This is a genomic window from Olivibacter sp. 47 (genome assembly GCF_030372825.1).
Lineage (GTDB): Bacteria > Bacteroidota > Bacteroidia > Sphingobacteriales > Sphingobacteriaceae > Olivibacter > Olivibacter oleidegradans.
This window is the reverse complement of sequence record NZ_JAUCNR010000001.1, coordinates 1076849-1089163: the sequence shown is the minus strand read 5'-3', so window position 1 is coordinate 1089163 and position 12315 is coordinate 1076849. Positions and strand designations below refer to the sequence as shown.

Genomic DNA, 12315 nt, shown 5'->3' with positions numbered 1-12315 from the left:
CAAGTTAACCGGTGTCTTACAGCCTTCTTTCCGATGCATCTATCGGAAGGTCATTCACACTTGCAAATCTTTTTTGCATGAATCCATTCTCATCAAATTCCCAGTTTTCATTGCCGTATGCTCTGAACCACTGGCCCTCGGCATTATGAAATTCATACTCATAACGAACGGCGATCCGGTTATCAGTGAATGCCCACAGCGTTTTCTTTAATTTATAGTCAAGTTCTCTTTTCCACTTTTCAGTTAAAAATTCGATAATCTCCTGCCTGCCATTTATAAAAGTTGATCGATTTCTCCATTTGCTATCCAATGTATAGGCCTGCGCAACTTTTTCCGGGTTTTTAGAGTTCCATGCATCTTCTGCCAATTGAACCTTCTGAAGTGCTGTTTCCAAGGTAAATGGAGGTAAAGGATGTCTTTGTTCCATGATTTAGTGTTTTTAGAGCTAGTTATTAGAATAACGGTACTATTTTCGGATATTGAAATCCCCAATCTTAATTCCCATTCACCTTGAACGTCAGTGAATGGGAAATTATATTCTTAAGCAACACACAAAAGCAATTAAAGATTAACTCGCAAGAACTTTTCGCTCAAGAAAATCATCTATGATAGCCGAAATCTCCTCGCCATGTGACTCTAAAGCAAAGTGCCCGGTGTCAAACAAATGAAATTCGAGTTTCTTAACATCTTTTTTGAAGGCTTCAGCTCCAGCGCCGGGAAAAATATAGTCGTCTTTCCCATAAACAATCAGCATCTCCGGTTGATGATCTCTGAAATATTGTTGCCAACTAGGGTACAATGGTACATTGTTTTGATAGTCATAAAATAAAGCAAGCTGTATCGCACCATTTTCCGGTCTTTCAAGATGTCTTAAATCAATTTCCCAATTGTCCGGCGAGATTACGCTTTGATCAGGAACGTTATGTGTATATTGCCATTTTAAGCCGTTCAGATCATGAAAACCTTTTAACGTGTTTTCTGCCTCTTTGTTGTTCTTATCGGCCCAGTAAGCTTTGATTGGATCCCAGAACGCTTCCAATCCTTCCTCATACGCGCACCCGTTCTGTACAATCAGTGTGTCTATTTTTTCAGGGCTTGCACTGGCAATTCTAAAACCTATTGGTGCACCATAGTCCATCAGATATAGACTATACTTTTGAATTTCAAGCTTTTTTAAAAGAGCTGTAATTATTCTCGCAAAATTGTCAAAGGTATATTCAAACTCTGCCATCGGTGGCTGCTCACTTCTACCATAACCTGGGTAATCCGGAGCAATCAAATGGTATTTGTCGGATAAGGACTGGATAAGATTGCGGTACATATGTGATGATGTAGGATATCCGTGAAGTAATACCAATGTCGGTTTACTTTTATCTCCTGCCTCTCTGTAAAAAATATCTACTCCATTAATATTTTCGGTTTTGAAAGTTGTTTTCATCGTTTAAATTTTTAGTGGTTATTATTTCTTTTCAATGGGTGGCTGTTTAGGAAAATCTATGTCCGTATCCGCAAGAATATTGACATAATTGGTGAAAATGCTCAATGAAACTTGCGCCAATATTTCAACTATTTCCTGATCATTATAGCCTGCTGCTCTAACACTACTTAATGCTTCCTCAGAGACCGCACCCCGGCTGTTTAAAATCTCCTTGCTGAAAGTTAAAGCGGCATTTATTTTTAGATCTGTAGAGGAGGCATGTCGCGCATCCGCAACATCCTGATCTTTGATGCCCATTTTCCCGGCAACAAAACTGTGAGCTGAATTACAATAATTACATCCGTTTCCGTTGGCTACCGTCAACGCGATAAGTTCACCCAATTTACCACCTAAAGATGAGGTGCTAAGCCCACTGCTAAATCCAAGATAACCGCTAAGCACTGCGGGAGAATTCGCCATCGTTCTCATCATATTAGGAACCATACCCATTTTAGCTTTTACAACATCTAGCAGTTCTTTTGTTTTTCCGGTAGCTTCTGCTGGGTCTACCATTATAATACGTGCCATAATTTTTTTAATTTTTGATTTTGTTTATCTAATTTGATAGCACAAAGTTGACCATTATATAAAAGGAGATGTTAGGCGCCCTTTCCCGAAGAGTTATCAATTTTTCCCATCTAAAAAATTGATAGCATTTTCAATTTAAGAGATTGAAAAATGCGATGATTTATGTGGGTTACCGTTGGGGCTGAATCTAATGATAGTTTAGAATACCCATCAGTTTCTGACCCTTGGGACTCGTCCAGTCAATTGCCAATTCTGAAATAATCTGATCAACGGTTGTAATGATAGCTCCTGCCGAGCGCATGCGTGCTAATGCCAATTCGTCCCCATATTTTGTGTATGACGCCGAAGCATCGGCAGAGACCTGAACTTCGTACCCTTCATCAAGCATTTGCAAAACAGGAAACGTAACACAGATTTCTGTCGTTACACCTGCTACAAACAGTTTTTTGCGGCCAAGTGCTTTCACTGCTTTGTTGAAGCCATCGTGATGCATCGCATTGACAATGCCCGGTCGCCTTATACGCGCTGCGAATGCCTCAGGTAAAATTTCCTCAAGTTCTGAAATCAGCGGACCCTGAACATTTTCTTCCATACTAGATGTCAATACAACCGGAAGATTAAGTGCAGCAGCAATCTTAGCTAATTTTATGGCGTTTTGTTTAACAAGATTGATGTCATGTGAATGAGTCCAGCCCATTGTCCCCACCTGATGATCAATTAACAATATCGCTGAATTCTCCGGATTAAAAGCTTTTGTGTGCATAATGTTTTGTTTTAAATAGTTAATCCCATTACCAACCAGACGGTCGTTTAATGACACAAATTTGCCTCGTTCTTTACCCGCTCAACGATGACTTTTGCTAAAAAAAAGTATTGACAAATGTCAATCTTTTTAATTGGAATATAGATGAACTTAGCGAACAGATAAGACAATATAAACAGTGATAAGAGAACGGTACGAATGATTTGATGAGCTGTTGGTATAATCATTATATAAATCTAGTGGCACTGACGGAGATGAATACCGGAGGAGATCAGGAACAAAAACAGATTTTAATTAGAAGGAAATATTGCCAACACGACGGGAATTGATGCCTAACAACAATCTTTCTTTATGCTGCAACTTTGAGTTAAAATAAAACAAAATACAAAAATATAGTATGAAAAGAATAGCAATAAACGGATTCGGGCGTATAGGACGTGCCGCACTTAAGATAGCCGCTGAAACTGCGGATCTGGAGGTAGTTGCCATAAATGACTTGATGAGTATTGATAATGCGGCATACTTGCTCAAATATGACAGCAATTACGGGAAATACGATAAAGAGGTACGCGTTGAAGGTAATAACATATTAGTCGACGGCAAGGCCATAGCTTACCACAGTATCCGGGACATTGAGCAATTGCCCTGGAAGGCTGTACAGGCAGATGTGGTAATTGAAAGTACCGGGATCTTTACGAACAATGCGGATGCTCAAAAGCATCTGACCGCAGGTGCGAGCTACGTAGTAATTTCGGGTCCGACTAAAGATACACCTACCGTTGTGCACGGAGTGAATACGGAAGATGGGAAGGTGTCTGTATTTTCGTGTGCCAGCTGTACGACTAACAGCATAAGTCCGGTAATTGAAATCCTGGGGCGGCGACTTGGCATAAAAAAGGCGATCTTGAATACAACACACGGTTATACCGCTTCGCAGGCGCTGGTTGATGCACCTTCCAAACGGGAGCCGCGGATGGGTAGGGCTGCAGGGATTAACCTCGCACCAGCTGCAACCGGAGCAGCAATCGCGACTACGAAGGCTTTACCTCAATATGCAGGTAAATTTGATGGGATTGCCGTAAGGGTTCCCGTTCCGGTCGGTTCCATATCAGACATTACTTTTATTGCAGCGCGGGCTAACGATGTGGAGGAGATCAACAGGATTCTTACCGAAGAGTCCGAAACCGAAAGATATAATCAGGTAGTGGCCGTTACATCCGAACCTCTTGTCTCCACAGACATTATCAAAAGTCCGTTCGCAGCCACCATTGACCTGGAGATGACGCGCGTGGTTGATGGTGATCTCGTTAAGGTGATGGCTTGGTACGATAATGAGTGGGGTTTTACCAGTCAGATGATCAGGCAGATACAGTCTATTTAAATACTGAACCATCCTGAAAGCCCTTCTTTCATGTTTTATCTGGCGCAGGGCGTCTTGTGCTGAAAGACGTGGTTATGATGGCTGCGGGACTGGTTGTTGCTTCTGATAGTGCGAAGCGCTTAAATTTTATAAATCAAAATAAACATTAACAGAAAAATGAAAAAAATATCGACTGCCCCGCTGGAAGCAACTTACCTGGGAGGTCCTACGGTAGTGCTGGAAATAGGTGGTTTGCGGTTAATGACCGATCCAACGCTTGATCCTGCAGGCACGGAATTCGTCCTGAACGAGCGGATGAGTGAAAAGAAATATTCCGGACCCGCTGCTTTTCCGGAGACTCCCATAGATATCGTTCTTTTAAGTCACGACCAGCATTTCGATAACCTAGATGGAAGCGGGCGGAATTTTTTGAAAGAAGTACAGACTACGCTAACGACCAAAGTAGGCGCTGAGCGGTTGAAAGGAACGGCAATCGGTCTTGATCCGGGTGAGTATCGCATGTACGACGCGCCCAACGGTGATAGGATTAAGATCACGGCGACACCGGCACGTCATGGCCCTGCGGGTATCGAATCAATTACGGGGGATGTGATCGGTTTTCATCTGTCAGTCAGTGGCGACAATGACTTTGAGCTGTACATCACCGGTGACACCGTTTACTACAACGAAATCGAAAAGCTCGGACAGCATATCAATCCTAGGTATATTTTCATTTTTGCCGGAGCAGCGAGACCGCGCGGTCCTTTCAATGTTACCATGGGTACCAATGATGCAATCGATACCGCCCATATATTTCCGCAGGCAACTTTGATTCCTTTGCATGCAGAAGGATGGTCACACTATACCGAAAATACCTCAAGCTTAACAGAAGCTTTCCGTATTCTCGGTATTGAGCACCAACTGCAAATATTGGAAGCGGGGGTTGTTACCGCACTTCCTATTAATAAGGATTCGATTGCTAATTAGCATTTGACACTAAAGTACCGCATGTATGAGCATCAGCGACCAAGCCATTAAGTCCAAGATGTAAATATGATGATGGGCAATTGCCGTACTCAATTAATGGTAATATTATCCATGTTTTTCACAGAATCATCCATTTGTTGAGCGCACAAAGCCTGCTACTTTTGTTCGTTCATTTCCTTCAGTGGTTAGAACCAATAGTAAACGATAATCCAAAAATTAAATTTAACCCATGGCCGAGGTCATTTCAGAGGATCGGGGTGTGCATAAAAAAACAGAATGTTTTCTTGTATCGAATGAAAGATATTACAATTATTCCCTAGTACTATGTTGTGTTTTCGTATTTTCTTAAACTTAGCCTTCTGTCTTATTTTTTTTTCCATCCGGTGCGACGCGGAGCCACTCACAGTATGGTATACCCAACCGGCTCAGCAATGGGAAGAAGCCATTCCGTTGGGTAATGGAAAGATCGGCATGATGCCCGATGGTGGAATACGCGAAGAAACCATTGTATTGAATGATATCACGCTATGGTCCGGTAGCCTGCAAGATGCCAATAATTACGAAGCAAATAACTACCTTTCCCAAATACGGAAACTATTGCGCGAAGGGAAAATGATGAGGCACAGAAGCTGGTAGATGCTCATTTTATCTGCCGGGGGCCTGGGTCCGGCGGGAAGCAGTGGGGATGTTTTCAAACGATGGGCACCTTGCACCTAGCATACGACTACGGAGAACCGGCAACGAATGAACCGATTGATTACCGGCGCCAGCTTGACCTAAATGACGCACGCTCGGCTACGGCATTTTCCCTGGCAGGCACACAGTATTCACGGGAGTATTTTACCAGCTTTGGCGATGACGTAGGTGTAATCAGGCTTCGAGCCGACCGATCAGGGAAAATCAACGTCCGTATCACAATCGACCGGCCCGAGCGGGCAACTGCCCAAACGGTACGCAATGAACTTCAATTGGTGGGACAGTTGGACGATGGGGTGGATGGACAAGGCATGCGGTTTATTACACGCATACAAGCAAAGACAACGGGTGGCAACATAGAAGTGACGGAAAATGCACTGATTATCCGGCAAGCCGACGCTGCCGAAATCTATCTGACCACAGCAACAGATTTCAACAACGTTGATTACTTGACTGCTTCCTCGCATACACTTTCCGAGGCAATGCACAAAACCTATGACTTGCAATTGCAGCAGCATACCACGAACTACCAAAAGCTTTTCAACCGATTGGATATCCGGATAGGAGAACCCACTACCGACGGACTGCCTACCGACCAGCGGTTAGCCCGGTTTGCCGAAAACGCCGATGCCGATCCGCAAATGGCAGCCTTATTTTTTCAATTCGGACGCTACCTGAGTATTAGCAGTACGCGGGTCGGGTTGTTGCCGCCCAATTTGCAGGGACTTTGGGCCAACCAGATACAAACACCCTGGAATGGTGACTACCACCTCGACGTCAATGTGCAGATGAACCACTGGCATCTTGGCCCCGCCAACCTAAGTGAACTTGATTTTCCCTTGGTTGAATTGGTAGCTAAACTGGTGGAGCCCGGAACCCGAACCGCTAAAGCCTACTATGCGGCAGACGGATGGGTGGCGCATGTTATTACCAATATTTGGGGATACACGGAGCCCGGCGAAAGCGCCTCCTGGGGAGTGGCTAATGCGGGATCGGGGTGGTTATGCAATAATCTTTGGGAACACTATGCTTTTACCAAGGATACAGCGTACCTGCGTCGCATCTATCCCGTTCTCAAGGGGTCTGCTCAATTTTACAATAGTGCGCTCATGGAAGATCCAAAATCGGGTTGGTTAGTAACCGGCCCCTCGGTATCGCCCGAGAATGCGTTTTATCTTCCAAACGGCAACCATGCCAATGTCTGCATGGGGCCAACGATCGATAATCAGATTACGCGCGAACTGTTTACGCATGTGCTGACCGCTGCGGAACTGTTTGGCATCGATCCCGCCTTCCAAGATACCCTACGGAATAAGTTAAAACACTTGGCCCCCTCCGGCCGGATCGGCTCGGACGGACGGATATTGGAATGGCTGGAAGAATACAAGGAAGTTGACTCGCAGCACCGGCATATTTCCCACCTATATGGCGTATTCCCGGCCGATCTCATCTCGCCTTATAAAACTCCTGAATTGGCCGAAGCTGCAAAAAAGTCGCTCAATGTACGGGGAGATGATGGTCCAAGCTGGGCCATTGCTTATAAACAGATTTTCTGGGCCCGCCTGTTGGATGGTAACCGGGCTTATAAATTGTTCAAGCAATTACTGACACTTACCCGGGAAACGCACGTCAACTACGGTGCAGGCGGCGGCACCTATCCGAGTTTGTTTACAGCGGGCCCTCCCATGCAGATCGATGGTAATTTCGGTGGCACTGCCGCAATCGCAGAGATGTTGCTGCAAAGCCATAACGGAATAATTGACTTACTGCCGGCCCTTCCCGATGCATGGAAAGGAAGCGGGGAAATAAGGGGTCTAAAGGCCCGTGGCAACTTTACGGTAGACTTCGAGTGGAAAGACGGAAAGGTAACTCATTACCACATTACTTCACCGAATCCTACACGCGTAAAAGTAAAAGTAAACGGCGAGATCAACGAAATAGTTAGTAGTGTACGTTCCTAAAATAATAGAAGATAATCATTGCTCATCAGTATGTCGTGTCACCAATCGATACCATACCTCATAGTATCCGTTTAAAAGTTGATTCCGAGTTTGTGACTTTGGGATATCGTTATATCTTTGAAAAGAAAAAGTATGCTTTTTGTCAATAATACGAACGAATGCATCGGCGTGCATGAGCTGGATAAAGAAAACATTAATCTCGTTTTCGATGTAAAAGAAACGGATATGACCTTTATCTGGAACACGGGCGAGGTTATGAACCTTACCATCGACCGAATCCCCTACCAACTGAAAAAGCATCAGATTATTTTCCTTACCGAATTTCACAAGATTGATGCCATTGACTTGGAATCTGCGCGAATGGTACGGTTCAATCAGCCGTTTTACTGTATAGTAAACCATGATAACGAGGTGGGTAGCAAGGGATTTCTTTTCTTCGGCGCTTCGGGTGTTCCCATCGTCTCTGTCGATGAAAGAAACTTGAGGGATTTTGAAATCTCCTGGGAAATGTTCTCTTCGGAAATCCGTAAAAGCGACCTATTACAGCAGGACATGCTGCAGGCCATCCTTAAACGTATGCTGATCTTATCCGCTCGCATTTTGACCCATTCCACAAACTTTCATAAGCTGGAGAAAAATCAGAGCGACATTGTCCGGGAGTTCAACTATCTGGTTGAAAGGCATTTTGCTGAGCACCATGATGTTGCCTATTATGCCTCCAGGCTTAACAAATCTCCCAAAACACTATCAAACCTATTTTCCATTGTTTCCAACCGTAGTCCACTCAATATTATTCATGATCGTATCATGATCCATGCCAGACGACAGATTAATTATTCGAATCGATCGATAAAGGAAATTGCCTATGAGCTCGGCTATGAGGACGTCCAAACATTCAGCCGTTTCTTTAAAAGTAGGGAAGGAATGTCTCCTGTGCAGTACCGCGAGAAATCCGAACGGGCAACAGCCTAAAAGGAAAAATTGTTTACACTAAAGGAATTTCTGCCTAACATCGCCATTTGTTTATGATGGATCTTTGGAGTATGAAACATGAAGCTTTCATATAGTACAGAATCATCATAACAAATTAATATGAATTACCCAAAGCTTGCATTTACCGATGTCGTTAAAACCCTCCAGGAAAAACTGGGCAGCAGAACGGCTTATAAGCGCGTCGAGAAAATGACTTATGTAGATGGGTTGACACCTATTGAAATTCAGTTTCTCGGTCAATTGGATAGCTTCTATATGGCATCCTTCGGGGATAATGGTTACCCTTACATTCAGCACCGAGGGGGGCCGAAAGGTTTTGTAAAGGTAATTGATGATCAAACGATCGGTCTGATCGATTTCACAGGAAATAGGCAATACATTTCCCTAGGAAATATTACCATGAACCCCAAGGTATCCCTGATTTTTGTATCCTATCCAATGCGGGCAAGGTTGAAGATGTATGCCGAGGCTGAAATCGTTGAGATCGATGATAGGCCGGAGCTGTTCGATTTTCTCAAACCCGAAGACTATAAATTCAGGCCCGAACGTATCTTATTGTTCCACATCAAGGCCTATGACTGGAATTGCCCACAACACATCACTCCGAAATATAGCCTGTCGGAAATTGACGAAATAACAGCGCCCAAGGACAGACAGATCGGGGAACTCAAGCAGGAGGTGGAGCGATTAAAACAGCAGTTGGCGGAAATAAAACCAATCACCTGATTTCAGGCGCCTATGCTGATTCACAGAAAAGAGGAAACGAATAGTAAATCAGTAATCATATCAACTTACGGCTTCCCATAAAAAATGAACAGAACCGATTATATTCGTTTCCGAAGCACAGTAGGCTAGGAGAGGGAAATTTCTCAATATTTACAAATCGTGACATGACATCTATTTTATAACTTAGTAGAACTAAACTGAAACTATTAGCTAAAATCAAAATGCTAACAAAAATTGAGGTTAAAGGATGGCACTCACAACGCGCAATAGTCACTGTCCAACTTCAGACACCGGGTGTTCGCATTCGAACACTTTCCGATAGCTAAAATCATTGCAGATGGTATTTGAAGTTGATTTTCGACAGCCGGCAATATTCTTGAGCTTTTTCAAAAAACTGCCTGATAATGATAAGGAATTATTGCAAGACTGCGCTAAGAAGCCTAAACCGCAATAGAGGCTATACCCTGACTAACGTACTGGGCCTGACACTGGGAATTGCCTGTAAGGTCTTCATCTTCTCTCTTGTTAAATATCACCTGAGTGTTGACGCTTTTCACGCAAAAAAAAATAGGATATACCGTATCGTTACGGAAAACCGCCTTGAGCAAACTGTATATAGTCCGGGTGGTCCGCCACCGCTAGGGAGGGCTTTCAGAGAAGATTATACATTTGGAGAAAAAGTTGCCCGAATCTATGTAAAAAGGGAACGATTAATCTCTCTTCCGCACTCCTCTGATAATCAAAAATTTTTGGAAGAAGACGGTGTCGCTTTTGCCGAGCCGGATTTTTTCCATATCCTGGACTTCCCGTTAGTGAAGGGTGATAAAAATACCGTTTTAACGAATCCGAATACAGCCCTGATTACCGAACGGGTAGCAAAAAAATATTTCGGCGACACAGACCCTATGGGAAAGATCATCCGTTTAGATAATAAGCTAAACTTCCGCATCGACGGTATTCTGCGAGATCTCCCGGAAAATACGGATCGAAGGCAGGAGATCTATCTGTCATACGGCAACCTGAAAGATTACAATCCATGGGCAGGCAATGACAACAACTGGCTCAGTTATGCCGACGAATTGCAAAGTTTCGTATTATTGAAACCAGGCGTCCTGCCTGCCACCGTCAATCAGGCTTTTCATGATTTTTCAAGTAAGTATTACGACGGAAACTATGTTAAAGAATGGCGGTTCCGTCTCCAACCTCTTTCGGATATTCACTTCAATCCGGACTTCGATGGAAAGATAACTAAGCAAAGCCTTTGGGCGTTGTCTCTTATTGCGGTTTTTCTCATTATAACTGCATCGGTAAATTTTGTTAACCTGGCTACCGCTCAAGCATTGAACCGCGCAAAAGAGATCGGCATCCGGAAAACATTGGGTAGCTTCCGAAAACAACTTTTCTGGCAATTTATGGTCGAAACGGCTCTCATTGTCTTCATAGCTATAGTGTTGGCATTCATGGTGTTATACTGGGCCTTGCCCTTACTCAGATCGGTATTTGAAGTGCCTGTTATGAGCATCTTTTTCTACGATTATTATCTGCTGATATTTTTGCCGCTACTTTTTCTTCTGATTACTTTCCTTTCGGGAGCATATCCGGGTCTTGTTCTGGCGGGTTTCCAGCCTGTGTTGGCGCTCAAAGGAAAAATATCCGAGCGTCATACAGGAGGCTTTTCACTGCGAAGGGGATTGGTCGTGACACAGTTTACGATTTCTCAGCTCCTCATCATCGGTACGTTGGTTATAGCACATCAGATAAACTTTACCCGGCAGACCGATATGGGATTTACCAAGGACGCTATCGTGACATTGCCGCTGCCAACCAGCGACAAATCAACTGTAAGTACGCTCCGTTCCGAGTTCTCCAGACTGGCGGGGGTTGAAAGGGTGAGTTTTTGCACACAAGCTCCGGCCAGCGAGAGTGGCAACAGCTTCGAAATTGTATATGACACCCGCACCGAAAAGGAAAATTACGACGTCGTCTTCAAAGGAGGAGATGAGCAGTATTTATCCACTTTCGGACTGGAATTGTTGGCGGGGCGTAATCTGCATTCTTCGGATACTGTACGTGAGTACCTTATTAATGAAACCTTGGCGAAAAAATTAGGCGTGTCCAATGACGGAGTGATCGGAAAGAACGCCATTATTAACGATACGAAAGGTACTATTGTTGGCGTAGTAAAGGACTTTCATAATCAATCGTTCCATACAGGCATTGACCCACTCTGCATAACAACACAAGGTGACTGGTACAATCGGATTGCTGTAAAGATCAACCCTTCTAATCTGCGACGTACGTTGGAAGCGATTGCTCCGGTTTGGAAAGTGACCTTTCCAAATCATGTATATGAATATGACTTCTTGGATGATCAGATTGCACGGTTTTACGAGCAGGACTATAGGATACTGCGCTTAGTCCAGACCTTCGCCGGCATTGCGATAATAATAGGGTGTCTAGGTTTGTACGGCCTTGTCTCTTTTATGATCACTCAGAAAACCAAAGAAGTTGGTGTACGCAAAGTGCTGGGAGCTAGTATAAGAAACATCCTATGGCTGTACGGAAGAGAGTTTGTCCGGCTACTGCTTATTGCTTTTCTGATCGCAACACCCGTGGCCTGGTGGATAATGAATAGCTGGCTGGAAAACTTTGTTTACCGGATTAATATTGGCGCCGGCATCTTCATAATGGCTATTGCGATCACGCTGGTCATAGCAATGTTGACCGTTGGGTACCGATCCTTGAAAGCTGCTCTGATGAACCCGGTCAAGTCTCTAAAGACAGAATGATAATGTGATAAGCTAAAGACACACGAGGCGGTAGT

At 44.0% G+C, this 12315-nt stretch carries 10 protein-coding genes and 2 pseudogenes; 8 read left to right on the top strand and 4 right to left on the bottom strand.

All coding sequences use genetic code 11. The features are described from left to right. Nucleotides 1-16: 16 nt before the first annotated feature. The 4 genes from QT327_RS04785 to QT327_RS04770 form a co-directional block, all read right to left on the bottom strand. On the bottom strand, nt 17-427 hold the full coding sequence (locus tag QT327_RS04785) for a nuclear transport factor 2 family protein (protein ID WP_149106162.1): 411 nt from the start codon (nt 425-427) through the stop codon (nt 17-19). Between the two features lie 141 nt (nt 428-568). Beyond that, complete coding sequence (locus tag QT327_RS04780; protein ID WP_130856612.1) at nt 569-1438, bottom strand: alpha/beta fold hydrolase; 870 nt, start codon at nt 1436-1438, stop codon at nt 569-571. A 21-nt stretch (nt 1439-1459) separates the two neighbouring features. Then, nucleotides 1460-2005: a carboxymuconolactone decarboxylase family protein gene (locus QT327_RS04775; RefSeq protein WP_149106160.1), complete on the bottom strand. Its 546-nt coding sequence runs from the start codon at nt 2003-2005 to the stop codon at nt 1460-1462. A 187-nt stretch (nt 2006-2192) separates the two neighbouring features. Further along, on the bottom strand, nt 2193-2768 hold the full coding sequence (locus QT327_RS04770) for an isochorismatase family protein (protein WP_289552205.1): 576 nt from the start codon (nt 2766-2768) through the stop codon (nt 2193-2195). 397 nt (nt 2769-3165) lie between these two features. Here QT327_RS04770 and QT327_RS04765 point away from each other — a divergent pair, with 397 nt between their 5' ends. The 8 genes and pseudogenes from QT327_RS04765 to QT327_RS04730 all read left to right on the top strand — a co-directional run bounded on the left by QT327_RS04765 (nt 3166) and on the right by QT327_RS04730 (nt 12280). After that, entirely contained in the window at nt 3166-4149 is a 984-nt protein-coding gene (locus tag QT327_RS04765) for a type I glyceraldehyde-3-phosphate dehydrogenase (protein WP_289552204.1), read from the top strand. Between the two features lie 38 nt (nt 4150-4187). Then, nucleotides 4188-4298 (top strand): annotated as a pseudogene (locus QT327_RS04760) (hypothetical protein); the annotation flags it as partial. Nucleotides 4299-4305: 7 nt separating this feature from the next. Then, complete coding sequence (locus QT327_RS04755; protein WP_289552202.1) at nt 4306-5115, top strand: MBL fold metallo-hydrolase; 810 nt, start codon at nt 4306-4308, stop codon at nt 5113-5115. A gap of 324 nt (nt 5116-5439) precedes the next feature. Beyond that, nucleotides 5440-6191, top strand: a pseudogene (locus QT327_RS28160) (glycoside hydrolase family 95 protein); the annotation flags it as partial. 102 nt (nt 6192-6293) lie between these two features. Beyond that, a complete protein-coding gene (locus QT327_RS04745) occupies nt 6294-7772 on the top strand; it encodes a glycosyl hydrolase family 95 catalytic domain-containing protein (RefSeq protein WP_354004810.1) in 1479 nt (492 codons plus the stop codon). Between the two features lie 117 nt (nt 7773-7889). Then, nucleotides 7890-8744 carry a helix-turn-helix domain-containing protein gene (locus QT327_RS04740; protein WP_149106156.1) on the top strand — a complete coding sequence of 285 codons (855 nt, stop codon included), beginning with the start codon at nt 7890-7892 and terminating at the stop codon, nt 8742-8744. 120 nt (nt 8745-8864) lie between these two features. Next, on the top strand, nt 8865-9491 hold the full coding sequence (locus QT327_RS04735) for a pyridoxamine 5'-phosphate oxidase family protein (protein ID WP_130856620.1): 627 nt from the start codon (nt 8865-8867) through the stop codon (nt 9489-9491). Between the two features lie 404 nt (nt 9492-9895). Beyond that, nucleotides 9896-12280, top strand: a complete 2385-nt coding sequence (locus tag QT327_RS04730) for an ABC transporter permease (RefSeq protein WP_289552199.1) — start codon at nt 9896-9898, stop codon at nt 12278-12280. Nucleotides 12281-12315: the final 35 nt, after the last annotated feature.